Origin of the sequence: Alistipes finegoldii DSM 17242, assembly GCF_000265365.1 — a bacterium.
Classification (GTDB): domain Bacteria; phylum Bacteroidota; class Bacteroidia; order Bacteroidales; family Rikenellaceae; genus Alistipes; species Alistipes finegoldii.
The window spans coordinates 726,252-751,285 of record NC_018011.1; the positions used below are offsets into that span (position 1 = coordinate 726,252).

29 protein-coding genes and 3 pseudogenes are annotated in these 25,034 nt (G+C 50.2%); 25 read left to right on the forward strand and 7 right to left on the reverse strand.

Translation table 11 applies throughout. The annotated features are described in order from the left end of the window. The first annotated feature begins 1 nt into the window (after position 1). Complete coding sequence (locus tag ALFI_RS03135; RefSeq protein WP_014774728.1) at positions 2-1,375, forward strand: MFS transporter; 1,374 nt, start codon at positions 2-4, stop codon at positions 1,373-1,375. A 249-nt stretch (positions 1,376-1,624) separates the two neighbouring features. Further along, a complete protein-coding gene (locus tag ALFI_RS03140) occupies positions 1,625-2,155 on the forward strand; it encodes an outer membrane beta-barrel protein (RefSeq protein ID WP_014774729.1) in 531 nt (176 codons plus the stop codon). Between the two features lie 379 nt (positions 2,156-2,534). Here ALFI_RS03140 and ALFI_RS17235 read toward each other — a convergent pair whose 3' ends face one another. Next, positions 2,535-2,939: a helix-turn-helix domain-containing protein gene (locus ALFI_RS17235; RefSeq protein WP_193559105.1), complete on the reverse strand. Its 405-nt coding sequence runs from the start codon at positions 2,937-2,939 to the stop codon at positions 2,535-2,537. Positions 2,940-3,046: 107 nt separating this feature from the next. Here ALFI_RS17235 and ALFI_RS03150 point away from each other — a divergent pair, with 107 nt between their 5' ends. The 3 genes from ALFI_RS03150 (at position 3,047) to ALFI_RS03160 (ending at position 4,166) form a co-directional block, all read left to right on the forward strand. Next, on the forward strand, positions 3,047-3,271 hold the full coding sequence (locus ALFI_RS03150) for a hypothetical protein (RefSeq protein ID WP_014774730.1): 225 nt from the start codon (positions 3,047-3,049) through the stop codon (positions 3,269-3,271). A 1-nt stretch (position 3,272) separates the two neighbouring features. Beyond that, the gene (locus ALFI_RS03155) at positions 3,273-3,641 is read left to right on the forward strand and encodes a MerR family transcriptional regulator (RefSeq protein WP_022331882.1); all 369 of its coding nucleotides are present in this window, start codon (positions 3,273-3,275) and stop codon (positions 3,639-3,641) included. A gap of 147 nt (positions 3,642-3,788) precedes the next feature. Next, complete coding sequence (locus tag ALFI_RS03160; protein WP_014774732.1) at positions 3,789-4,166, forward strand: hypothetical protein; 378 nt, start codon at positions 3,789-3,791, stop codon at positions 4,164-4,166. 83 nt (positions 4,167-4,249) lie between these two features. On the opposite strand, the pseudogene ALFI_RS03165 reads toward ALFI_RS03160, so the two are convergent. From ALFI_RS03165 to ALFI_RS03170, 3 genes and pseudogenes are all read right to left on the reverse strand, one after another. After that, positions 4,250-4,783 (reverse strand): annotated as a pseudogene (locus ALFI_RS03165) (IS3 family transposase); the annotation flags it as partial. Then, positions 4,707-5,027: an IS3 family transposase gene (locus ALFI_RS17735; RefSeq protein WP_155835629.1), complete on the reverse strand. Its 321-nt coding sequence runs from the start codon at positions 5,025-5,027 to the stop codon at positions 4,707-4,709. The gene ALFI_RS17735 and the pseudogene ALFI_RS03165, both read right to left, overlap by 77 nt. A 41-nt stretch (positions 5,028-5,068) precedes the next feature. After that, positions 5,069-5,593 (reverse strand): helix-turn-helix domain-containing protein, encoded by a 525-nt coding sequence (locus tag ALFI_RS03170; RefSeq protein ID WP_032558195.1) that lies wholly within the window; start codon positions 5,591-5,593, stop codon positions 5,069-5,071. Positions 5,594-5,821: 228 nt separating this feature from the next. Between ALFI_RS03170 and ALFI_RS03175 the strand changes: the two genes are divergently transcribed. The 17 genes and pseudogenes from ALFI_RS03175 to ALFI_RS16400 all read left to right on the forward strand — a co-directional run. Continuing rightward, a complete protein-coding gene (locus ALFI_RS03175) occupies positions 5,822-6,949 on the forward strand; it encodes a replication initiation protein (protein ID WP_014774734.1) in 1,128 nt (375 codons plus the stop codon). A gap of 22 nt (positions 6,950-6,971) precedes the next feature. Then, entirely contained in the window at positions 6,972-7,727 is a 756-nt protein-coding gene (locus ALFI_RS03180; RefSeq protein WP_014774735.1) for a ParA family protein, read from the forward strand. Between the two features lie 8 nt (positions 7,728-7,735). After that, positions 7,736-7,966, forward strand: a complete 231-nt coding sequence (locus tag ALFI_RS03185) for a hypothetical protein (RefSeq protein ID WP_014774736.1) — start codon at positions 7,736-7,738, stop codon at positions 7,964-7,966. 2 nt (positions 7,967-7,968) lie between these two features. Continuing rightward, the gene (locus ALFI_RS03190) at positions 7,969-8,241 is read left to right on the forward strand and encodes a hypothetical protein (protein ID WP_014774737.1); all 273 of its coding nucleotides are present in this window, start codon (positions 7,969-7,971) and stop codon (positions 8,239-8,241) included. Further along, the gene (locus ALFI_RS16395; protein ID WP_014774738.1) at positions 8,238-8,996 is read left to right on the forward strand and encodes a M23 family metallopeptidase; all 759 of its coding nucleotides are present in this window, start codon (positions 8,238-8,240) and stop codon (positions 8,994-8,996) included. The genes ALFI_RS03190 and ALFI_RS16395 overlap by 4 nt, the downstream gene beginning before the upstream one ends. Before the next feature lie 364 nt (positions 8,997-9,360). Next, on the forward strand, positions 9,361-9,903 hold the full coding sequence (locus ALFI_RS03200; protein ID WP_014774739.1) for a DUF3575 domain-containing protein: 543 nt from the start codon (positions 9,361-9,363) through the stop codon (positions 9,901-9,903). Positions 9,904-9,915: 12 nt separating this feature from the next. Continuing rightward, the gene (locus tag ALFI_RS03205) at positions 9,916-10,209 is read left to right on the forward strand and encodes a zinc finger domain-containing protein (protein ID WP_014774441.1); all 294 of its coding nucleotides are present in this window, start codon (positions 9,916-9,918) and stop codon (positions 10,207-10,209) included. Further along, on the forward strand, positions 10,206-11,999 hold the full coding sequence (locus tag ALFI_RS03210) for a tetratricopeptide repeat protein (RefSeq protein ID WP_014774740.1): 1,794 nt from the start codon (positions 10,206-10,208) through the stop codon (positions 11,997-11,999). The genes ALFI_RS03205 and ALFI_RS03210 overlap by 4 nt, the downstream gene beginning before the upstream one ends. Further along, a complete protein-coding gene (locus ALFI_RS03215) occupies positions 11,989-12,360 on the forward strand; it encodes a hypothetical protein (protein WP_014774741.1) in 372 nt (123 codons plus the stop codon). The genes ALFI_RS03210 and ALFI_RS03215 overlap by 11 nt, the downstream gene beginning before the upstream one ends. Before the next feature lies 1 nt (position 12,361). Next, a complete protein-coding gene (locus ALFI_RS03220; protein ID WP_014774742.1) occupies positions 12,362-13,240 on the forward strand; it encodes a FimB/Mfa2 family fimbrial subunit in 879 nt (292 codons plus the stop codon). A gap of 62 nt (positions 13,241-13,302) precedes the next feature. Further along, the gene (locus ALFI_RS03225; RefSeq protein ID WP_014774743.1) at positions 13,303-14,358 is read left to right on the forward strand and encodes a DUF4906 domain-containing protein; all 1,056 of its coding nucleotides are present in this window, start codon (positions 13,303-13,305) and stop codon (positions 14,356-14,358) included. A 38-nt stretch (positions 14,359-14,396) separates the two neighbouring features. Beyond that, positions 14,397-14,471: pseudogene (locus ALFI_RS03230) on the forward strand. A 124-nt stretch (positions 14,472-14,595) separates the two neighbouring features. Beyond that, positions 14,596-15,822 (forward strand): hypothetical protein, encoded by a 1,227-nt coding sequence (locus tag ALFI_RS03235; RefSeq protein WP_244264999.1) that lies wholly within the window; start codon positions 14,596-14,598, stop codon positions 15,820-15,822. A 34-nt stretch (positions 15,823-15,856) separates the two neighbouring features. Further along, complete coding sequence (locus ALFI_RS03240) at positions 15,857-16,573, forward strand: hypothetical protein (RefSeq protein WP_014774436.1); 717 nt, start codon at positions 15,857-15,859, stop codon at positions 16,571-16,573. A gap of 7 nt (positions 16,574-16,580) precedes the next feature. Further along, positions 16,581-17,909 (forward strand): hypothetical protein, encoded by a 1,329-nt coding sequence (locus ALFI_RS03245; protein WP_014774745.1) that lies wholly within the window; start codon positions 16,581-16,583, stop codon positions 17,907-17,909. Positions 17,910-18,418: 509 nt separating this feature from the next. Then, complete coding sequence (locus ALFI_RS03250) at positions 18,419-19,306, forward strand: DUF4906 domain-containing protein (RefSeq protein ID WP_237958792.1); 888 nt, start codon at positions 18,419-18,421, stop codon at positions 19,304-19,306. Next, positions 19,249-19,653: pseudogene (locus tag ALFI_RS16400) on the forward strand (transposase); the annotation flags it as partial. The gene ALFI_RS03250 and the pseudogene ALFI_RS16400, both read left to right, overlap by 58 nt. 199 nt (positions 19,654-19,852) lie before the next feature. On the opposite strand, the gene ALFI_RS17115 reads toward ALFI_RS16400, so the two are convergent. From ALFI_RS17115 to ALFI_RS03260, 3 genes are all read right to left on the reverse strand, one after another. Beyond that, complete coding sequence (locus tag ALFI_RS17115) at positions 19,853-20,011, reverse strand: hypothetical protein (protein WP_009597155.1); 159 nt, start codon at positions 20,009-20,011, stop codon at positions 19,853-19,855. Then, the gene (locus ALFI_RS03255; protein WP_042493909.1) at positions 19,998-20,576 is read right to left on the reverse strand and encodes an ATPase; all 579 of its coding nucleotides are present in this window, start codon (positions 20,574-20,576) and stop codon (positions 19,998-20,000) included. Before ALFI_RS03255 ends, ALFI_RS17115 begins: the two co-directional genes overlap by 14 nt. 157 nt (positions 20,577-20,733) lie before the next feature. Beyond that, a complete protein-coding gene (locus tag ALFI_RS03260) occupies positions 20,734-21,885 on the reverse strand; it encodes an AAA family ATPase (protein WP_014774748.1) in 1,152 nt (383 codons plus the stop codon). Between the two features lie 445 nt (positions 21,886-22,330). Here ALFI_RS03260 and ALFI_RS03265 point away from each other — a divergent pair, with 445 nt between their 5' ends. The 3 genes from ALFI_RS03265 (at position 22,331) to ALFI_RS03280 (ending at position 25,010) form a co-directional block, all read left to right on the forward strand. Then, entirely contained in the window at positions 22,331-23,605 is a 1,275-nt protein-coding gene (locus ALFI_RS03265) for a site-specific integrase (protein WP_014774749.1), read from the forward strand. A 692-nt stretch (positions 23,606-24,297) separates the two neighbouring features. Beyond that, positions 24,298-24,636, forward strand: a complete 339-nt coding sequence (locus ALFI_RS03275; protein WP_009596689.1) for a helix-turn-helix domain-containing protein — start codon at positions 24,298-24,300, stop codon at positions 24,634-24,636. A gap of 2 nt (positions 24,637-24,638) precedes the next feature. Next, on the forward strand, positions 24,639-25,010 hold the full coding sequence (locus ALFI_RS03280; RefSeq protein ID WP_009596692.1) for a DUF6291 domain-containing protein: 372 nt from the start codon (positions 24,639-24,641) through the stop codon (positions 25,008-25,010). The last annotated feature ends 24 nt before the right edge of the window (positions 25,011-25,034 follow it).

Here is a 25,034-nt window from a genome sequence, read left to right on the forward strand (position 1 = left end):
TATGTCAATACTCTCATTTTTCAGAAAAAGCGCACCGGCGCCGCGTCTGCCGAAGGACGACGACGCCATGATGCGTCTCTACAAAAAACTCCGCTGGCAGAGCTTCATCGCCGGCACCGTCGGCTACAGTCTCTATTACGTCTGCCGCACGAGTCTCAACGTGGTGAAAAAGCCCATCCTCGAAAGCGGGGCGCTGGACGCCACGCAGCTGGGCGTCATCGGTTCGGCGCTGCTGTTCGCCTACGCCATCGGCAAATTCGTCAACGGATTCCTCTCCGACCACAGCAACATCAAACGCTTCATGGCCGCGGGTCTTGCGGTATCGGCGGTCGCCAACCTGCTGGTCGGCATCCTCGGCTTGGCCAACGGAGGCGGCATCGTCGGCAACATGGTGCTGTTCGTCGCCTTCGCCGTCATGTGGGGCGTCAACGGCTGGAGCCAGTCGATGGGCGCGCCCCCGGCCATCATCGCCCTCTCGCGGTGGTACCCGCTCAGCAAGCGGGGCACCTACTACGGATTCTTCAGCGCCAGCCACAACCTCGGCGAATTCCTGTCGTTCCTGTTCGTCGGCGCGGTCGTCGGCTTCTTCGGCTGGCAATGGGGATTCGTAGGCTCGTCGGTCGCCGGCGTGCTCGGCGTACTGACGATCGTACTGCTGATGCACGACACCCCCGAATCGAAAGGGCTGCCCCCGATCGAGGAGCTGACCGGCGAAGAGACTCCCGGCACGCCCCGCGACCACGGCAAAACTTCCGACCTGCAACGCTCCGTGATCCGCAATCCGCTGGTCTGGGTGCTGGCGCTCTCCAGCGCGTTCATGTATATCAGCCGCTATGCGATCAACGGCTGGGGCGTGCTTTTCCTGCAGGAGATCAAAGGCTATACGCTGGCCGCGGCCACGCAGGTCATTTCGGTCAATGCGCTCTGCGGCATCGTGGGCACGGTCTTTTCGGGCTGGCTCTCCGACGCCTTCTTCTACGGGCGGCGCAACGTGCTGGCCTTCGGCTTCGGCGTGCTGAACACCGTCGCGCTCTGCCTGTTCCTCTACTCCGGCGACGGGCTGGTCGTCAATATCCTCAGCATGATTCTGTTCGGCGTGGCGATCGGCGTGCTGATCTGTTTTCTGGGCGGCCTGATGGCCATCGACATCGTACCGCGCGAAGCGACGGGCGCAGCGCTGGGAATCGTCGGCATGGCGAGCTACGTCGGCGCCGGCCTGCAGGATATCGTCAGCGGCTGGCTCATCAACTCCGGCAAAACGGAGCTGGACGGCGTGACGAGCTACAATTTCGACGCGGCGATCGTCTTCTGGATCGCCGCGTCGGCCGTATCGTTCATTCTGGCGCTCTTCGTCGCCAAACGCTCGCACCGGTAAGCCGCACACAACTCATCCTCCGAATCAGGCTGCAAGAGATCCCTTGCAGCCTGATTTTTTACCCCGCGGTCCCCTTTTCCGCACTTTCGCCGGCATAGGCCGATCGTTCAATTTATAAATTCTATGCGTTGATTTTTAGAAACATCCGGTTCGTTGAATTTATTTGCACGTAAGAAATCCGCGCTGTTTCTTTGCTTTCGGAACAGAAAAACAGCTCCATTTTTCAGTCAAACTAAAAACGCAACAAAGATGAAGAAAATCATTATCGTACTGCTTGCAGCAGCTGCAAGCTTTACGGCGGCCGACAAAGCTTCGGCGCAGGAGAAAGGTTTGTGGATCGGCGGCAAGCTGGGCTACTGGCACGACAAGACGGAAGGCGTCAAAACCGATTCGTTCTCGATCGCTCCCGAAGCGGGCTACGATTTCAACAAGAGATGGTCGGTGGGCGTGGCGCTCGGTTACGAGTACCTGAAAGTAAAGGACGGCGGCAGCGCCAACGTCTTCACGGCGTCGCCCTATGCCCGTTACAAATATTATAACAAGGGGATTCTGTCGCTCTTCCTCGACGGCGGCGTAGGCTTCGCCTGCTGCGATCACGAGGGCTTTCAGGCCGGTATTACACCGGGACTGAGCGTGAAGATCAACGAGCACTTCAGCTTCCTGACGCAGGTCGGCTTCCTCGGCTACCGCAAGGACTACTTCAACGGCGGCAGCGGCGAGGCCTTCGGCCTGAAACTCTCCTCGTCCGATCTGAAATTCGGATTCTACTACAAATTCTAACCGACAACGAGGATATTCACGCCGCGCCGGTCCCGCTGGCGCGGCGTTTTTTTGACAACACAAATCCGCTGCACATACGCGCATGCCCATCGGACCTCGGCCGTCGGTTCACCGTGCAGTCTACCCGTTCCACGCAAACCTCATGGGAAGCCCCTCCGCCGAGGGCATGAAAAAAGACAGCCGCACTCCTGCAACTGTCTGATTTTCATTGGTGGGAACAAGCGGATTTGAACCGCAGACCTCCTGCTTGTAAGGCAAATTGCCTAAACCACCTAATCAATTAGCGGGCTTTATGTTAGCTAATGTATGTAACTTTTTTGCAAAACCGGTAATAAAAAATTAGTATAATATCAACAATTAAAAAAAACGCCACAAACACCTACATATCAGCTAATTGCGCGCCTATTGCGTGGGGGGGGGTGTTATTCAGACCTAATTTTCGCTCCAATTCTTCTACATGAATTTTTAACCGTTCATTTTCTCGAATCAGCTGTTCATCACGATGAAGAATCATCCCCACAGTAGTATCAGTTGCAACATTATCTACGACCTCTTTATCAACTTTCATTCTTCCCTTGCCCTGCATCAACCATTCAATCGACACGTCAGGGAATGTTGCAATAAATTTCGCCAATACATCTTCAGTAATACCCGTCTTTGATTCCAGTGTACCACGAGACACGCCTATTTTCGCATAAAATTCGCGTTTGCTAATATTAAGATTATCAGCAAATTGCAAAATTCTTTGTTTGATCGGCGAAATCTTTTGCTCTTTTTCTTGCATTTTGGCGAAATCTTTTGCAACTTTGCATTGTGATACATGCGTACTACATTCAAGTACCACAATAAACTGGGTAAAGATATAATAAAAACCACTGAAAGCCAAGCGAAATGGGCAAAAAAATATCATTCTGCGAAATACCAAGCACAGCTGGCTGGGAAAAATACCTGAAAAATCTGGAAGTTGATGCCTCCCTGAGTTTTCAAAACATTGACAATACTGCAGCCAACGCCCGCCAAGCGATCAAGAGATTTCTCAAAAAATGGCCCGGAAGAAAATTTTCAACTAAAACGTGTAAAGAAGATCATTCTTTCACGATAGTAAGGGTAAAATAGCATGGCACAGGAAACTATCAAACGACGTAAACGCAAACGCGGAAGCGAAATGTCCATGAAGGAACTCCAGCAGCTCGAATTCCTAAATGGCGTACAGGCTGCGCGATACTGTGGAATATCGCCCAGAACATTCTACTACTACCTCAAGCAAATCGACATACAGAAGTACACCCGCACAACCATGTCAAACGGGGAGAAAATACTCTACCGTCGAAATGAGCTGGATGAAAAATTGCGACCCAAATCTTTGATACAGACAGTTCAATTTATACATATTCAGGAGCAAAATCAATCTCTGACCGCAAAAAAGAGAAAAGCTCTTGGCCCTCAAGGTAACGCCGTGACGGTCTTACAGAGGGCAGCGAAGTAGATGGTCACAATTCGCGCATTGGTCGTAAGTACAGGTTCTCACGAGCGATGTATGACAAGGCCAACAAACAAAACGTCTACTTCGGACAGCAAGGGCGCATTGCAGAAAGTTATCTCAGCGCCCTTGCTTTATAAAAATTATTCAACTATGCCCGGAAATAAACCACTGACACGCGAAGAGTTCCGAGCCTACATGAAGGAGCGGGATCGCAAACTCAAAGCCTATGACACTGCCGAAAGGACAGTGAAGGTCATGTATAAAAGTCTGTGCCCGGCTTGCGAATACAACGCAACCCATGGTAAGAAAATCATCTATAATTGCCCAAATTGCAAAGTCAGATATTGGAATAATTGCAGTAAGAATCAGGTTAAGAACGGCGGGATATTATCCGCCCTTCAAAGCAAGTATGGAAATATCGAATGGGTCAAAGCCTACAACCCAGATGGCACGCTTTACTATGAGTGGAAACGCCACGAGCGTAGGTACGAGCAAGATATTGATGGAAGATGGGTTCCAAAAGATTAATAAAAAATATTGCGTTATGGCTGCTAAAACTTGCGTCACACAGAATGAAGTGCACCCCAAATATTGGACGGATTAGTATTTGTTTAGATGGCATGAGTTCGGTATTGTACCGGGCTCATGTTGTTTAAGTATTTCTTTATCCGCTTGTTATTGTAGTAGTCGATATATTCTTCCAATTCTTTTCGGAAATGGTCTATGGATGAGAATTTTTGCAAATATAATAATTCGGACTTCAATAATCCAAAGAAACTTTCCATAGCAGCGTTATCCAGACAGTTACCCTTGCGCGACATGCTCTGTGTAATACCTTTCTGTCTTAAACGGAGCTGATACTGCTTCATCTGATACTGCCAGCCCTGGTCGGAATGCAAGACAATACCCGGAGAATCCGGTATTCTGGCAAACGCATCGTCCAGCATCTTCATGATCTGCATAAAGTTAGGGCGTTCAGCTATTTTATAGCTAATAATCTCCCGGTTATATAAGTCCATAATCGGCGATAGATATAACTTTACGCCGCAAACCGAAAATTCCGTAAGGTCAGTAACCCACTTCTGATTCGGTTTTTCGGCTGCAAAGTCGCGTTGCAGAAGATTGGGCGCTATCCGTCCGATCTGTCCTTTTGTATGAACAGTATTTACGGAGCCTGACCTGACTTTTTATCCCGCAAATATTCATCAGCTTAAGTACGGTTTTGTGATTTATCGCATATCCGATCTTATTCATTTCAACGGTAATGCGCCGATAACCATAACGCCCCTTATGTTCGTGATATAACCTTATAATACTCTCTTTTTCGCGAGCATATTTATCGGGTTGTTTTGATTTTCTGAAGTGATAATAAAATGTGCTTCGCGCCATCCCTGCGGCTTTGAGCAATACTGAAAGCCGGCACTGCGGCCTTAGTCCTTCGATGGCTTGGGCTCTTTCCCGCTCTCGCGGACAATGCGCTCCTCGACTAAGGCCTGCAATTTTTTTAAGTAAGCATTCTCGGCACGAAGATACTCCAGTTCCTTAAGCAACTCTTCGTGCGGAGTCGTTTTGAGTTTGACTTTTTTAGTCTTCGATTTACTCATGGCCGGCCTCCTTCTTTGCGGTTTACGCCGCAGGCCTTCAGCACCTTGGTTTTGATAGAGCCGCTCCCATTGACGAATAACAAAAGGGCCCGGAATGCCGAAATGCACTGCTGTCTCCAGCAAAGATAGATGATTTTGGTGCATATGCTTCAAAACTGACAACTTAAATTCTGCACTGTAGCTACCGTGGCGCAGCTTAAGGCCGGCAAGGCCATGGCGCTCGAATAATGTTACCCACAAGTGAACTTGCGAGCGGCCACAGCCCAAGTGACATCCGGCTTCCCTAACCGAAAGTCCGCCTTCGAGTACCAGTTTTACGGCCTTTAAACGAATCTCATAATTATATTTCATAAAAAACACCCCAAAAGTGTCCAACTTTTGGGGTGCAGTACAGAACAAGGTCACAATAACCTTCAGCACCCCAGAGGAGATAGCAACTCTCAATCTTATCAAGGGAATAACTTTCTCCCGATCATACAAAAAGGCAATCATGCAGATGGTCGAGACATACGATGCGCTCTCGAAGGAGTGCTCTAACCTGAAAGCAGCGTCTCATAAATAACCGCTATTGACGAAGCCGTGAATCACAAGATAAAGACAGACATCGGGTATTGTGTGGTCAGCGACGATTGTGCGCTCGACGAAGAAGAACTGAAAACATTGGCTGCCGACATCAAAAAGCAACCGAAGCTCACACAACCGAATTTCTTTATCGACATGCGTTACGACTATAAATTCATCCAGTTGCAGGCATTGTTGAAAATCACGGAACTACTCCAACCGGTAATCCAAGGTAATATTAAGAACAAAACATCGGGAATCGCCAATATGGACTGCGTAAGCGTATACCAAGAACGAAACGAGGTGGAAATCGTACTTCCCCTCGCCTCTTTCGGCGTATTGCGACATTATTACGAAGAATTACGGGCCGCTTTGATTGCCATGCCTACTATCCAAGTCGATTACCCCAAATGGTCACATCAGTTCCGTAAAACACTACATGGCAAGGGGCCGCTCTGCACGTATGTAGCCATAAGTCGGGACGAGAAGAACAAACGCCGGGAATTGGTACATTTTTTCTTCCCGATCGAGGTAGCTGCATGCATGGTCACTCCCCAGTTCGGCTTTACAAGATTGCTTCAGCGCTCCCTCGAAAAATTCAAGAATATCTATACAACCAAAATCTATTTGCAGATTTGCAGATCGGCAGATGCAGGCAAATGGGTCGTAAGTTATTCTACCCTCCGGAAGATCTTATGTGTCGGCAATAAATTCCGGCGCTACTACGACTTTCGGAACCGCATTCTCAAAGAGGCCGAAAACGCACTCCGAGGGAACTCTAATCATTGGTTCGGTCTGGCTGAATGTTTCAAGAAAGGCGAGCAAGATCCTTACCTTTTGATCTTCAATATCTATTCGGCAAACAACCGACAAAACAGTTACGACGAATATAACCGACTCCGGGATAAGATGCTCTCGACAATGGTTGATTCCATGCATATTACGAGAGCTACGGCGCTGGCGCTTACGCGGAAAGTCAATATCCGCAATTACAATTACGTCTGGCGCAAGCATAACCTGCTAATAGCCAACATCGCCGGCAATGACGAAGTCCTCGACAAAAAGGCATACTATGTCAGCACCATGGAGCGCATCATCGAAACGGAGAAATACAGCAAACTCGCAGTACAACAAGATCTTTTTTAATAACCTTCAAAAACCGCTTACTATGAAAACGATCACGATCACAAATCTGAAAGGCGGGGTTGGCAAGACCACAACCGCGATCAACCTGGCGCACCGCCTCGCATCCGAGGACAAGCGAGTTCTCCTGCTCGACACGGATCACCAGGCCAACCTGTCCCGTTTCTTCAACGCCCAGTCCGAAAGAAACATCTACCAACTGTTCATCGGTAAGGCTGCTCCCCAACCCTACGCAATCTCCGACAACCTGCATATTATTTCTTCCGACATGGAAACCGCCACAATCAATTTCAGGTTGATAGGCCAAATGGCCTGGCACTCTGTTCTGAGAAATAAACTCGTGTCCAGTGGCTTTACAGCACTATACGACTACTGTATAATCGACTGCCCGCCGGCCCTCGATATGATAGTAACGAATGCACTGACGGCGGCAGATTACGTTTTGATTCCGCTTACATCCGGGCAGTTTGCGTACGATGGCCTCCGGAACATCATAGACCGCATCGACGAGATCAAGGAGAGCGCCAACCCACATATTGAAATTCTGGGAATTCTGCTGACGATGGTGTCCGAACGCACCAGAGCAGTAAAAACGGTGAAGGATATGCTCAAAAAGCATGGTCTGGACATCAAGACCTGCGAAGCTCGTATCCGTCAATGCGAGGCCTTCAAGCAGGCCGAACTCAAGCATATCTCAATATTCGATTACGACCCCAAATCCAACGGGGCCTGCGACATGGAGACATTTTTCCAAGAAATACGCCCGCGTATTGAAAAATAAAGAGCGATATGAAATCAGACAGCATTTTCAAGTCATTAGACGCTATTGCCACGGAAGGTATTTCCCGCAAAAAAAGAACGCTCTTTGCGAAAAAGGTCACGATCGACCTCGACGAGCAACACCTAATCATCCTGGACAAACGCCTGAAGATGGCCGGCTACCATGGATGTATGCGGGGCGTAATCTGGGAAGCCCTGGAACTCCTTGCAGATAAATACAACTTACAAAATAACGATTAACCATGACTGATAGCGAATATCTGAGCCAGAGAAAAGAACTGGAGAATCGTATTGCGCAGCTCGATGCCGCGCACCTCAATGACCGCGAATATATGGACGGCGATCATGTCCATATCGACATAGGCTGGAAAAGTGTACGCGGGGTGATTTGCGGCTGCTACATCGAAAAGGCTGACGGAAGTATACACTACTACTATCACCCGCTGAAAAAGGATGGTACTCCGGGGAAAGCTGTCAGATCGACATTTGTGGGTTGCAAACTTACGAAGCTATGAATATCGTGTATCTCTGCATAATCACCTTGTTCGCAGGGCTTACTCCCTCCGGACAAGCAAAAATCGACAAGTTGCTGAATATGGCTTCGAACTATCAACAGGTCGAAAAAACCATCATGCTCCTCATGCAGCCGAATAAGGTAATCACCCGGATACCTTGCATCTCGCCGTTGCAGGCCGAGGATCTTCGCCATATCCCGGTAAGTTCAGCATACGGCCAGCGGCTTCATCCGATCCTGAACGAATACAAACATCATTCAGGCGTAGACCTTCCGGGAATACTGGGCGAACGAGTATATGCTACGGCCGACGGCACAGTGGCGGAAGTCGGAGAAAATAAAGTAATCGGAAAATTCGTCAAGCTAACACATGCCTACGGATTCACGACGGTTTACGGACATTTAAGCCAAATTAAGGTCACTGACAATGGAACTGTCCATATCGGTCAGGTAATCGGGTTGGTCGGCAACACCGGCCGCAGCACCGGCCCGCACCTTCACTATGGAGTAAAGAAAAACGGCAAGGAACAGAATCCCCTGCCGTATTGCTATCTGTACCTACACTGGCTGAAAATGTTGAATTGTGAAGGGAAGAATTCCGCTACTTTAGATCACGCCTCTTCCGCTCGATCGTTGCCATCCGTTTCTTCACAGTGCGCCGACCTTTCTCCACGTAGTTCTTATACACGGCATCAGGAATCTCCACGATTTCGTCTTTGTGAGCTGCAATATATTCCTCAAGCAGCTTACTCATAATCTCACTATTCGAAACGGTTATGTTACCCTGACGAATAAAAGTATATTTCAACGTAAAAAATTTTCTGTGCTCTTCTTCCGAAACCGGGAAAGTCATTTGTATCATATTTCCAGCGTTTTGTGCAAAAGTAGAAAAAAATAACAGAAAAGTACCGGTTCTGCCCACATTATTATCATTCAAGATAATAAGTTGATTACACATCAAAATAAATAAATGCCAAAATTAGAATATATCACATTACATACTTGTATTTTATACATAATTTATGGTTATAACGTATTTTATTTATTTAACATATTATACATAAATATACGTTAATAAATTGATTTTCTATATATTTGTCGCATAAAACAGTTGATTATAATGAAACGTTTTCTACTCTTTTTCATCCTAATATCAGCATACTCAACGACATACGCCCAGTTCTCGTCCGTATCAACCAACATCGTCGGATGGGCTGCCGGGAACATAAACGCGGCCGTCGATCTGAACGTGAACTTGCACAATACGATCAACATTCCGGTATCAGCCAATCCGCTCAAGTTCGGGGATACCCAATGGAGCCATGTCGTCCTGCAACCGGGATGGCGACACTGGTTCGTCGAGCGATACATCGGACAGTTCGTCTCCCCCTCGCTGTTTTATGCCAACTACACCATAGGCTACGACAAACGCACCTTCAAAGGCAACGCCTACGGCATCGGCTGCTCATGGGGCTACTCGAAGCTCCTGAGTACGCGCTGGAACTTCATCGTCGAGATCGGGGCCGGTATCATCTATACCCCCTACACCGAGAAGCTGCGGCCGAAATATATCGGAGAGTTCGACGATGAGTACACCTACCATCACCGACGATTCCTGCTCGTCCCGATCAAATGCAACCTGTCATTTTCCTATTTGTTCTAATTCACAGATCCCATGACAACAACTTTTGAAAATTCCAAAGGATACAAAGTACTGCCATTGTCTGCCGACGAAATCAAGGTATGGCCACGTGCCAAGACCTGCGACCGCTGTGGCCGGAAAATCAGTTCAAACGGGTTCTACGTAGGAGCCGTCAATCTCATGTATTGTCCCGACTGCTATGAGGAGTGGCATGCCACGGCACCGGAGAAGCAGGAACTTCAATGTCCGCGGGAGAACTCGCATCTGGCAAAGGCAAACGAATATATCGCCGAAGGATTATCGGACATCAAATCAACTAAGAAATGAAACCGTATAGAACACTCGTTTACATAGTTCTGACCGTCCTGATGCTCTCTTGCGCCATGACGCACTCCTTGCAGCGCAGCACCCCGACGGCCGACATCCATCTGCCCAGCAATGGCCCCGTGGAGACACCCGAAGTAGAAGACGTTGAACGGGCTGTCACGCAAATGCGAAAAATCTCGATGAACGGCGGCCGTGACAGCGCCTATCTGGCCGAGGTCGAACGCGACTCCACGGGAGAAGTCACCATCAAAGGCGAGAACATTCAGACGGTCTACATCGTTGCCAAGTCGAAAACCGTAGCTGAACGCAACGGGGAGATTGCGATCGACTTCATCGTAGGCATACCCGCTGCTCTCCAGAGCAGCACGTGGGGGTTGTCGCTCACCCCGATCATAGAGAACAATGGGATGGAAGAGGCGCTGCAACCGCTCTCTATCCGGGGTGAGCTTTTTTCCGACATCCAGAAGCGCCAGTACTGGCAGATGAACAAGTACCTGAACCGCATGCTCGGCGACTCGACGGAGCTTACGTCCACCACCGGCCTGGCCGCGAAGTACTACGAAGCCTACAACCGCTACATCGCCGGCGGCCAGAAGCGCCGGGCCGACAAACTGGAGTCCACCTACAAACAAACGATCTCGTTCCCCTATTTATCCGATCCGCGGCTCGACTCCGTGCTGATCCGCAAAGGGGAGATCCGGTATTACTACACCCAGACCTACCGGCCGACGAAGGATACCAAGCGCCTGCACCTCTTTTTCCGCGGCCGCGTCGACGCCATCGACCGCAGCCGCTACGACCTCTCGAACAGCGACACGCTTACCTACACCGTGACATCCATGCTCTCGCTCCTGGACAACGAGCCGCGCTACATGCTCAAGATCATCGACAAGTACGTCGAGGTACGCGACCGCAACTACATCACCTTCCCGGTCGGCCGTGCCAATGTAATCGACACGATGGGCCAGAACCATGTGCAGCTTGACAAAATCGAGCGGCTGATGGACACGCTTATCAACCAGTACGAATTCTTCGTCGATTCTATCACCATTACCGCTTCATCCTCTCCCGACGGTTCGATGGCGACCAACAACCGTATTGCCGGCGAGCGTGCCCGCTCGATCAAGGAGCGCTTGGTGCGCAAGTTCGGCCACGAGGTCGATACGCTGATCCGAACCCGCTCCATCGGCGAGGACTGGACGCTGCTCAAGCGCCTGATCCGACACAACAGCGACGTGCCCAACTGGGAAAAGATTACGGACATGATCGACCGGAGCAGAAACCTCGACGTGACGGAGCAGCAGATCCGCCAGCAGTTCCCCGGAGACTACGCCTTCATGAAGGAGATCCTCTATCCCCAGTTGCGGGCCGTGGACTTCCGCTACAACCTCCGCCGCGTCGATATGGTCAAGGATACCGTCGTGCTGACCGTACTCGACACGACCTACATGCGCGGGGTGCAGCAACTCCGCGACCGGGATTATGTCGGGGCGCTGCGCACCCTGAACGACTACAAGTGCCAGAACCTTGCGATCGTGCTGCTCTCGCTGAGTTACGACGAGGCGGCTTTCGAGATTCTGGAGCAACTGCCGCCGGCCGAGAAGAACCCAAAAACCGATTACCTCTCGGCCATAGCACTATCGCGCATGAATCGACCGCGCGAAGGACTGGAGTATTACCTCAAGGCGATTCAGGCAGACCCGGTGCTGAAGTTCCGCGGCAACCTCGACCCCGAAATCCAGATACTCTATAAGCAGAACAACGTAAAATCTACGGCGTATGACAATTGAGTTAGGTGTATTCGACATCGTGCTTTATACGCTTCTGCTATGTACAGGCACCATATTATGCTACATGCTACCGCACTCGGTCTCCTTTCGTCGAAAAAGCTACGAGGCGATGGCTCTCGACCTTTTGGAGCAGGGAAAGATCAAGGACGCAGCAGACATCATGGATTGCCTGCATTGGTGGCATTTCACAAAAGAGACACACGCACTGGCCGCCTTGGTATACTACAAGGCCGGGCGGATCGACGAGGCAAAGGAACACTTGGCCATGATCTGTAAACCCCGAAATATGCTCTTCCTGTATTTGGCATCCAACGCGAAGCTCAAGACGCTATTCGACGAACTCAAGAAACACAACGAATAATATGAAATACCTCTGCTACATACTCACGGGGCTTTGGCTCGCAAGCCTTCTCCCCGGCTGCGAGATCCACGACGACATCGACGTCGATGTGAAGCGCAAGGCCATCGTATACCTGCGCTACAACTACAACGACGGGGAGCACGACACCATGGACGAGGTGCAGACCCTGCGCCTGTTCTTCTTCGACCTGAAGACCGGCAGGCAGTACCGCGACACGACGCTTACGCGGGACGAATTCCTGACCGATACCGGAGCCATGCAGACCTACATTTCCAATGGAGAATATGGGATTGTGACGCTTGCCAATGTAGGGCATGGCTCCTCGGTGTCGGCAGACAACATCCGGGACGCTGCGATCACCTTCCCGGGTACGGGTGCCGACCCGCTTTTCTTCAACCGCATCCAGACGCCGATCCAAAAGGGCGACTCGCTGCGCTTCGACATCGACCTGTTCAAGTCCGTTTACAAGGTCAACGTCCGTGTCGAAGGGATGCAGAACATCAACAACCCCGAAGATTTCTATTTCGGGCTGAACAACTACGCCGCTCTGAGTTTTGACAACAAGCCCTGCGGCGGCTTCAGAATGTATCGTCCCCAACTGGCCCGCGACCCGGCGGCCGGCACCATGTCGGGATCGTTTTACACGCCCTACTTTCCTTCGGACTCGCCAATCTCAATCGGCATCTATACCGATGATCCCGCCTCGATTTACGGGCATGAACTCTTTGTGGCCACGATACAACGCTACATGGAAATCGCCCCTAATCCGGGACACGACGTCGAGATAGACATCCGCATTCTCCTGAACAGAGCCAATGTGACGGTGATTATCTCCGACTGGGAAGGAACAGTCATTCAAGAAGAACATTTCGGAGCATAGGCTCGAAAATAACTTATTTTCTCACTTAATTTTTTAATCATCCCTCTATGAAAAAATTTTTTATGAAACTGACCGCAATCGCGGTAATGCCGATGCTGCTTGCAGCCTGCACGAAAGACGAAGTTAATCCTACACCGACCAACGGTGGAAAGGAAGGCGAAATCGAACTTATCCTGAAAAATGAAAGTGTAGCTGACGGAACCCGCGCCTTTGGCTCCGGCACTACCGAAAGTTGGGAGAAGTCGATCTCCTCCGCCGTACTTATCGTCTACAACACCTCGGGCACGCAAATCCTGCGCCGCGTACTGACCGCCGCCGAAGTGAACGGCTCGACCACGACGCCGATCAAGTTCGTACTTCCGGGCGTGAGCGCCGATGCCTCGTGTGATTTCTATGTCGTTATTAACCGTAACATAGCGGATAACATCACCACCAAGGCCAAGCTGCTCGAAGAGTTGGAAAGCGACATCGCCTCCTACAACGGCACCTACGCAAACGTCACGACAAAGGCCATGCGCTCCGGAGGATTCGCAATGACAGGAACCGTGACGGCAAAGATCGTATCCGGCACCACGGCCGTAACCGTGACCGTAAAGCGTGTCGTGGCAAAAGTCGAGATTCAGACCTCCATGACCGACTCGTTCCGTACCAAGTACGGCAACGGCTGCGTCGAGGTCAAGAAAATTACATTGAGCAGAGGAGCCGAGAAATCTTATCTGATTGACCAGACGGCGAGCAAATATGCAACCGTAAGTTCTTCCTTCACCTCGGCACAGGACGCCTACTGCGACAAGACCGGAGCGTCGAAAACGAACGCATACAAGTACAACAACCTTTTCTACATCAACGAGAAGGCCGCAGCCGCTACGGGATCGCGAATAAAAGTAGTCCTCGATGCTATCTATGATGCTGACGGCAACCTCTCGACTACGACCGACCAAGTACCGTTATCCTATGAAACCGAACTAACAGGCACCACCGACGGAAAGATGCTTCGCAACGGTTCATATAAACTCAATGTAAACCTCGACGGACTTACCGGTAAAGACATGACGCTGTCAATCGCCATAGCCAATTGGGAAGCACTTTCAACGCAGAACGTGAATGTAGGAAAGTAATCTATTTCATCATCCCCGCATTGTCGGGGATGATTCTGGCCACCGTAGCTCAATTGAAAGAGCACACCTCCCATCGGGAGCTGAGGTTGTGGGTTTGAGTCCCACCGGCGGCACTTTCACCAAATACATTGTGCCATGAAAATACGAATTATTCTATCCTTACTGCTTGTTATTACCATCGCATGCAGCAAAGACTCCACAGAACCGGAGACTCTCAGCCCGGAATCTACGATCAGCATGGCACTCGATTACCAGAGCCGAGAATACGAGTTAGGCGAAGTAATCGAGGCAACACTGACAATCACCGAAAAGAATCCGGCAGCAGACTATTTCCTGTTGAACACCTCCTGCAACGGAGGTAAGGCCGTGGCAACAGTAGACGGCCATGAACTGCAATGGCAAGCAGAACAGCAGATTCCCTACGAAATTGTCAATGACGAATTCTCCTCGAAAGTGCTGCACCTGAAGATAACGCCCCAAGCCGGGACAACAGCCAAACAGCCGTTCAACTTCGGGATCTATGCAATCTCGGACGGCGGGACAAAGGTCGAAAAAAGAATTTATGCAGTGAGTGTCAATACTGCGGAAATCATAACGAATGTCGAATGTATCACCCCGACAATCAATTTGGAACAGCAGTGCAAATTTATTTTAACAGCAACCAAAGAGAATTATGCCGGTGACTTTTTCGTACAACTGTCAACTGAAGGCAACGGATTTTTCATACTCGAAGACGGCAGTGCCGGAAATCGGTTCTACTGCCCTGCAGACTCCCATAATATGCTCTCATACCAGCCCCATGAAACCGGCTTACACAAAATCCACTGCATAGTAAAGGACGACATCAGTGTTTCCGAAGTGGACATCGAAGTCGAAGTCAAGGGGATTAACGGAAGCCTCACGAATCCCGAGCCCGGCGTATATATTTACTGCAATTCACTCTACTACCCAAGTTCGGCATGGCACCAAGAATGGAAAGAACAAGCTGAAGGTGTCGCAATCATCACGGAGGAATGCAGGTTTCTGATGGCCCCGGATCCCGTTATCGGAGATTGGGGCGGTGGTGAGTTCACGAGTGTTTCTGACCTCACGGTCATGCAGGACTGGAGAGAAGCCAAATTCGATTATAACGGCCGAAAAAACACAGAGGCATTACTCAATGCCAAAGACGTTATGCGGAAAATCGAGTTCACCGAAAAATGTTACAACTACAATAAAGATAATCCGGGCAAGTGGTACCAGCCTGCTGCGGGACAAATGTATCTGATCCGTCAAAATCTGGACGAAGTACAACGATGTCTGAGCTTGATAGGTGGCCGAAAACTAAAAGCCAACGAGCATTACATATCCTCCACTGCCGCAGATGGATTGCACCTTTGGGCAATCAGTCTCACACAATTCGAACGAATATATTTTTTCCTCTACGAACCCGACAACCGGACATATCCCGTCCGCGACTTGTAGACGGAAGAGCTGTGATAATTCAAACGACTACCCTATGAAACTTTTCAGAACGACACTCCTATACCTCTGGGCCATGGCAGCCTTCGGTTGCGGAAAATCCGAATATCGGATCACCGAGCCTCGGCCGACGCTCGAAGTGACGGCCTTGCAGGACGTCTACATCATCAACCAGCCGGCGTATCTCCAGCTCAAGGTCTCGCAGCAGGGGTACGACGGGGAATTTCAGCTCTCGGCCGTACTCAGCGAAGGGGCCTGCGAGCTCTCGATGCAGGGCAGCGACCTCCCGACCGACGGCACATGGGCGTCGATGTCCAACACTACGGAGATCCTGACGCTCACGCCGACGCTGGCCGGGCCGCTGCGCATATCCTTCGAGGTCAAAACCAAAGAGGGCGAGCAGTCCGGCCGCAGCTTCATAAACTTCAACGTTCAGAAGAGTCCCGCACTCGCACTGGAAGTCGAATACCCCGAAACGGCATCCGTCACCGAGCGGATCGAGCTGACGATGCTCCTCACAAAATCCGGATGGACAGGGGCGATCCCCGTAACCTACACGCAACTGGCAGGCAGCGGCACGCTCCAGTACGGAGCCGTGGCCGTCACCCCGGCCGAAGCGTTCTCCGTGCCGGCCAATAGCGAACAGCCGCTCTACTACACTGCCGCCGAGCGGGGCATGCACCGTCTCCAGTTCTCGGCAACGGACGGATATACCACCCAATTCAAGACTCTTGAGATCATCGTAACAAACTGACGACACCATGAGAACGACCTTATTTTACGCATTGGCGCTGTTCGTATCGGCCGGATGCTCCCCGTCGAAATACCGGATCGTCGAGCCGAAGCCGCAATTATCCCTGTCTACCGTCGCAACGGTCTGTGAACTGGGACAGGCCGTAAGCCTCTCGCTGGCCGTCTCTCAGGAAGGCGTAGATGGCAACTTCTCCCTCTCAGCGTTTATCCGCCAGGGGCAGGCCGCAATCACGCTCGACGGAAGCGACATGGACACATCGGGACAATGGGTGCAGCTCTCGGACAGGAATGCGCGCCTCGTGATTACACCGGCCCAAACGGGAGATCTGCTCGTAAGTTTTCAGGCCAAGTCACCTGATGGCGAAGTCAGCGAACAGCAAGACCTGAAGGTCACGGTAACAGCGCCATCAGAAATCGCGGCCGAAGCTGTCTGCGAAGCGAAGATCGTAAACCCCGCGGCCGATGCCCGGATTCCGGTGCAGCTCCACATTCAAGGTGTTCCGGGCGCAGACGGGAAATTCATCGTAACCCCGACCGTCAGTCTGGGCAAAGGCAAGATATTCCTGAACGGAAACGCCGTGAACGGCCAGGCTTGTCCCGTAGATGCCGACGTGACGTTCGAGTATGCACCCGAAGAGATCGGCGAGCAGATTCTCGAATTCGAGATCGCGGCAGGGAAGGCGTCGGCAAAAGCACGCGCATACATGGACGTCGTGAAAAACATCGTCGTGACAAGCGTCGTCGAGGGCTGCTTCACCATCGACGGGGCCGGGGAGCACAACGTTGAAGGCGAGACGGTGACGCTCGCCCTCGTAAACGAAGACCTCTTCAACTTCGAGGTCGAGGGCTGGTACGACCCATCCGGGCAGCTCCTGTCCGGCGAGGCGACCTATGCGCTCACACTCGCGCGCGACTGCATCACCGACATCCAGCTCAGGCTCAAGCCCCGGACTGTGACCATAACCCGGCAGGGAATTGCCCGGATAGAATTTCAATATCTCGTCATGGAAGGCGGACGTCCCGTACCGAAGGTAGCCTACGATTACCGCACGCAGTATTCGGCCGACTACAAGGCATCCGAGCCGGTGAAGTTCTACTACGAGGAGTACAGGCTCGACACATCGAAGATCCCGCCCGTAGGCCAGAAGTCCGCCGGGATGCCGACGATACCCAAAGGGGCGACGAAATCGACATTCCTCTGGCGCTGCGACGAAAAATTCTCCGTCTCGATACGCCCGGCCGACAACCCGGGCTTCAAGTTCAATTACAACGACAGATCCGTCGAGTCGCAAACGACGAAATACTACCTGCCCTCAGACATAACAATGACCAGATAACCTCAAATCGGCGTAGTTCAAAAAACAGAACGGCGCGTTCACTCCAGGACAGGGACGCAACTATGGGATTGTGCGGTACGGATGCGCAATGCGGGTGAAAGGCCCGCCGCCGATAATTTTTAAATTTCAGAACCATGAAACATATTGCAAAAATCATTCTCACAGTGCTCCTGCTGCCCGGGCTCTCAGGATGCGAGCAGCCTTCGACATCCGACCCCAAGGAAGGGAACGAGGTATCCGTCATGCTCGAAGTGCTGTCCGAGCAACTACACACTACCAGGGCGATTGCCGAAAGCGACATCGACGACGTGAACATCTTCATATACTCCGACACCGGAGGGCTGAAGCAGCACATATACGCCTCGGGAGCTTCGCACAAAATAGACATCGCACCGGGGCGATACAGCATATACGTAGCAGCGAACATACATCAGGATATGGGGGATTTATCCCTCACGAGGCTCCAGTCATATGCCATAACCGCCCCGACGGACGAAGGGACGCTGACAATGATCGGGTCGGACACCTTCACCATCGACGGATCGGGACAGGTATTGCCGATCTCCCTGAAGCGCCATGCCGCGAAGATCGCCTACAACATCGCGGTAGACCCGGCCGCCGGAGACATCGAGATCTCGTCCGTACAGTTATGCTCCATACCCGACAGGGAGTACCTGATAACGGATCTCACGGCACCGACAGAACCCGCATCCGGATTCCACGACTCCGAGATCCGCAAATTCCCCGACGGGAGCCAGCGCGCAAACGGGATATTCTATATGCTCACAAACCGTCAGGGCGACGTATCTTCCATAGCCTCGCAGGATCAGAAGAACCCCGACAAAGCTCCGAAGTACGCATCCTATCTCTGCATCCGCGGCCGAAGCGGAGAGAACAAGGTCGTGGACTTCGTAGTTTACCTTGGGAGCAACATGACCACGAATTTCGACGTGCTGCCCAACGAGGCGCACACCTACAACATCACGATCCTCAGCGACAGCGAAACAGACACCCGCATCACAAGCTACCTCTTCGAGTTTTACAGCTCATGGCCCCGGAGTCCCTATTGCATACCGGGTGACTACGGAGAATTCTCCGTGCGCAACGGAAACAGAAGCGACCACACCTTTACCGGGCAGCTCGAAGTGACGCAAGGCGACGCGGCGAGTTTCCGCTACGGCGACGGCGGAGCCTGGCACGAGGGAGCCCTGCACGACGTATACATCCCGGCAAAGAGCGACGCCAGGGGCGACATGGAATACACCCCCGCACTGATAAAAAAGGGCGTAAACCAGACGCTCGCATACAGGCTGACGATTACAGACGAGCAGGGGGGGGGAAGCAATACGGTTCGAAACTGGCCGATATCGCATCATCCGAGTTTGACAAGCAACTAAAAGCCCTGACATCTATCAGAGGGATCGGAATCACGCTCGCTACGGCACTGATCCTTACAACCGGAGGATTTACCTTCTTCGACAATGCAAAGCAACTGTCACGCTTCATCGGAATATGTCCCACCTATCAACAATCCGGAACATCCGTAAATATCAAAGGACATATAAACCGAAATGGCGATGAACACTTGCGATCCTTGCTCTATGTCGCCTCGTGGACTGCCTTGCGTTACAATGCGGCTTGTCGGGAATGCTATATCCGATTAAAGGCCAACGGAAAACCGTCCAAAGTCGCCCTGATCGCTGTGGCTAACAAACCCCTCAGAATTAAATTTTACTTTTTCTAATAAATTTAACAAACTATATTCCAGCGGATTTTACACATGTTCAAAGAGTTGCAACTTGCCATTATCGAGAGTTATTGCGATTTCGCGTGTTCCACCTGTGTTCCACGCGCCGTCCGCCTACCCAATCAAAATTGAAAAGTGAATCCCCGACATTTGCGGATGTCGGGGATTATTCATTCGGACAACCGACCCAAAATTTCTATTTCAGATCACGGGCCTTGATGCGCACGACCTTTCCGTCGCGCACGACGACCAGTTCTCCGTCCTCCTTCTTGGTCTTTTCAATCAGACGCTTTTGGGCAAGCAAAATGCCTGCATCGATTTTCTCCTGCATTTGCTTAATCTCAATCTCGCTCATAGCCTACGATCTTTTGATAAGATAACGGATCGACAATCTCTTTTATTTCATCCTTGACACCCCAAGCAACCTTGTGAATACCATCGGCAACACTATTATCATAGATTATCCAATAGTCACAAATCGGGGTATAGAGGGTCGTTAAATTCTTGATGCCGTTCGCATAACGCCGCCGAATCACATCCGACGGAATATTGTGCCCGCCCTCGCTTACTCGTGTTGCAACACGCTCGATAGCCTGTTCGGGTGTCGGCAACCAAAAGTATAGCAATGTCACAAAATAGCCTTTCGCCTGCGCCCGCTCCACGAATTTCACATAGGAACGGGTCGCCAACGTCGTTTCAAACGCAAAATCCTCGCCTTCGGACAAAAGATCATCCATTCGTTGCAGCATCAACCGTCCTGCCTCGATCGCAACGCTTTCGGGATTGAACGGCGACAGTCCCTTTGCTATTTCGTCGGCATTGACGAACTCCCGGCATCCCAACATTTCAGGCAACACGGTATAGGATGCAGTCGTTTTCCCTGCACCGTTGCAACCCGCTATGATATAGAGTTTCGGCATACTTCGTAACAAAGGTACGAACAAGCCGCGCACAAAAGCAAATTTTATTTGCGTTTTGTCGGGGCGGAGTACCTTCGACAAAGTCAAAGGCAACTATTTCAGATGACTTACGACCAAATACCAGTCTATAAAAATCACATTATACCGAGCAGCGACATTAAAAATCCGGATTTTTCCCATATAATTTATTTATCCACATGGCAAATAATCGGTCGGTTACAGAAAAAACCTTGTTAATTTCGGTGATAAGATCCTTTTCGAGTAGTTTCTTTGCGGCCGACTGTACCGAACTGGCCGAAGTAAGACTGTGCCGTTTGATGAAATCGGCAGATGTAATACGCTCGGCTTCGCCCTCCTTGGCGATGGCATAAAGCAACTCCTTCTGCTTTTCAGGAACGTTCGACAAAATCTCCCGGAAAATCGTATCGTTCGAAGCAATCATATTATCGATGGCAGCCCGGATCGTCTCCAACGTACATTCGTCGCCTTCGGGCGTATCGGCAAACGATTCGTTGAAGGTCTTTTGGATATAGTAGGTGTGCCCCTGAAAAAGTGCATAAACCTTTTCCACATCGATGGCGGCTATCGAACGGTTGCGCCGCTCGAAATGCCCGACGATAAACGGAATGTAAATCTCCGCAGGAATGGCTTTCAGCTCCAACATGTCGGCACTATGGTAGAACGGCCGGGCGGCTGATGCAAACATCTCCTGCATCATGTGGCGTTCGCTCCCGGCAAAGATAAAATGGCTGTTCTCCGACCTTTGGATGTGAGTCCGCAACAAAGCCTCTATGTTCTTCTCCGGATATTTGGCAATTTGCTGGAACTCATCGATCGCTACGATGCAAGGCTTGTCCGCATGAGACAAATATTGGAAAATCTCATCGAGCGTATATTCGGGCCGCTCGATATCTCCCAACTCCACATTGAAAGTGGGAAGATTGGTGATGGGGTCGAACCCGAATTTCCCGCTGATGGACTTAATCGTCTGAATGAAAAGAGTCGCCATTTTACGACTGCGAGGCAGGAGTGTTTCGTAAATCTCCCGGCCGAGCAGATAGGTAAATTCGCGGAGGCTCGACGTATGCAGAATATCGATGAAAAAAGTATAGTACTCCTTACCGATTCCCGGTTTGTCGTAACAGAACTGAATCAGTCCTGTTTTACCCATACGGCGCGGTGAAATGACAACCAAATTATTGCCGTTGGTAATCGACTTGACAAGCCGGGCTGACTCGCTTACCCGATCGCAAAAATACTCCGGAGCGATCTTTCCGGTCACGATGAATGGATTTATAATCTTCGCCATAGGAATATCATTTTTTGCAAAAATAATTATTTTATTCAAATTATGCAAATCGAATAATTATTTAAGCGCCCCCTCGCCGACATAAAAGCCAATTTTATCCACAAATTGCAATTATTTTCATCCAAAATCAAAATTGACACATCCGAATCATTCAGATTCAACGGCAAATTCAGAACACATAACTATCTGTATCTATTGTGATTAAGCGATATCTAATTTCAAAATTCAAGATACAAAATTTTAAAATACTTGGAATCCCTTAATTGCCGTTCTATTTTTGCAATGCCACGTGCGAGTTATTCTGTAATCGTATAATTGGAATCGATAATCCCGCGTATACGGTTAGTGCTGAGATAGTTGTTGCCATTCTATTGCAAGTAACTCATAACTCGTAACGCAATGTCGGTGGCGCAATCATCTTTTTATTAACACGAATGCAGATAGAATGGCACATTCCATCCGATTTCCCCGTCGTCACGACAAAGCCGACCGCAACGGACGTTACGCCGTCAGGCTGTGTATCACCAAAAACAAGCGGCGCAAATACATCGCGCTCGATCTCTACGCCGATCCCGCATATTGGGACGAGGCCGGTGAGCAATTCATCATCCTGCGCAACCTGAAAGGAGCCGAGCAGAAGGCCGAGAATAAACAACGCGAAGCCGACAATGCGCTGCTGGCGAAGTACAAGGTTCGCGCCCGCGAGATCGTCGAACGTTTCGAAATAGAGGGTATCGACTGGACGCTGAACCAGTTCGAGGACGCCTTTCTGAATACCTCCAAACAGGGAAAGTTCAACGCCTATTTCACCGACCGTATCGCGGAACTGCACGCGACGGGACATATCGGCAATTCCCAAACCTATAAGCAGACGCAGGACATGTTGAGAAGCTATGACCGGAAGCTGGATCAACGGCTCTTTTCCGACATCGACCTGCGTTATGTCCGGGGATTCGATATGTTTCTTCAAAAGCGGGGCTGTTGCGGCAACACGCGCAAATTCTATTTCAAGGCGTTACGGGCCATTCTGAACCGGGCCAATGCGGAGGGCGTCGGCTCGGTGGCAACCTATCCGTTCGGACGGGGCGGATTCGAGGTCTCCAAACTCGAAGAGGCGACCGCCAAACGCTACCTGCCTGCCGCCAAGTTATCGAAACTCAAAAGCAGCACGGCCAGCAATCCGCAATGCGAATACGCCCGCAAGCTGTTTCTATTCTCCTATTATTGTTACGGCATTTCGTTCATCGACATGGCGATGCTCACGGCCGCCCATATTAAACAAATGGAGGACGGCGACTATATCGTTTACAAGCGGCAAAAGATCAAACGGCAGAAAGGTGTCAAACCGATTTCGATCAAGATCACGCCTGCGATCCGGCAACTGATCGGAAGCCTGCAAGCGGCCTCGCCGACCGTGGACGATTTTCTGCTGCCGATCGTCACCCGCTCCGGCTATACGGGCGAGCGGCTCTACATGCACATTCGAACCCGTTACAGCAAGTATCAGAAATACCTGCGCCTGCTCGCCGAGGAGCTCGGAATTGATTTCCACCTGACGAGCTACGTCTCCCGCCATACGGCGGCCATGACCTTGCAGCGCAACAACATCCCACGCGAGGTGATTTCACAGATGCTCGGCCATGCCGATCTGGAAACCACGAACATATACCTCGACAGCTTCGACAACAGAGTGATCAACGAGGCGGCGAAAGTTCTCTAACGGCCATCACGGTTTAATTCTGCTCGCCTTTTTACGCTATTAGCACAAATATACGATTTAAAATCAACCGAATATGTATTTTTTCCAATCATCGCCTGTCAGTTATAAAAGGTTCATCAAACGGTTCCCCACCGAAAATAGTCTTATAAAACTGTACGCCAAGACTTGTGTTGATTTTGATATTGAATCAAAGCCCAAAAAGCGACGATGCCCGCATTGCGGCAGCTGTCAAAACGGCCCTTTCAGAAAGAATAATGAAAAATTACGCTTATGTAAAAGATGCGGAAGGACTTTCTCTATATTCAGAAATAGCATCTTCGACAAATCCAAGGCCGATTTCCGAATTTGGATGTATATAGGCTATTGTATGTTCTACTACCACCACGTCTATTTTAATGTGGACAAAATTTCTCGAACACAAATAATCCGAGAAACTCATGCACCCTCAAACGCTACGATCTATCATATATACGATGTCCTGTACAAATTATTCAAGAGCCAAAACAAGGTCGATATGCTACTAATATTCAACATATTCCTGCCATTTATGAAGATTTTCCACAACATGAACCCATATAGGAAAAAAGAACATTAGATAATCCGCTGTTAAACAGCGGATTATTTCTATTAAGAGCTATTAAATAGTTCGGCCGGTAAATTAGGTTGTAAACTTTTAAATTATTTACAAGAATATGAATAACATTACCGACGACACTCCGATCGCCATGCTGACGGTGGGACAATTGAAAGAGATCTTATCAATCGACAAAATTATGGGGCATCTAACTCCGAGCCGCGCTCCGGACAAAGAGGTGCTGACAGCCGCCGACGTTGCCCGGCTTACAGGGTACAGTATCTCTACGGTCTATAAGCTCACAAGTGAACGAAAGATACCGTTCCACAAACCGGAGCATAAAGGCCGCAAACTTTACTTTAACCGTGAGGAGATTCTCGACTGGTTGCAGAGCGAATCACACCCGACGATCGAACAGGAAAACATCCGGAAAATAAAACAATTAAAAAAACATTAGTCATGAAAAATGAAAAAACAACGACCAAGCCCGCATTCGACCCGGAGGTTCCGCCCCGTGAAGGGTTCATCTTCTACCGTACCTTTTATGAAGCGCTGGCCTCGATGAAGAACAGGGCAAGATTACATCTCTATGATGTGATTATGAGATACGCCCTCTATGGCGAGGAACCGACGGATCTCAACGGGGAGCAGATGCGAACCTTCATACTGATCCGTCCCCAGCTGGATGCCAACGAACGGAAACGGCAAGCAAAGTACAAAAAGAAGGCAATCAAAAAGAATAACGACGAAGAACTCAACGAATTTTTCACAAAAACCGAAGACGAAGAAAATGACAATCTACGAATACTCAACGATATACAATATGAATAGGTCGCTCCTAAAAGATAATTCTAA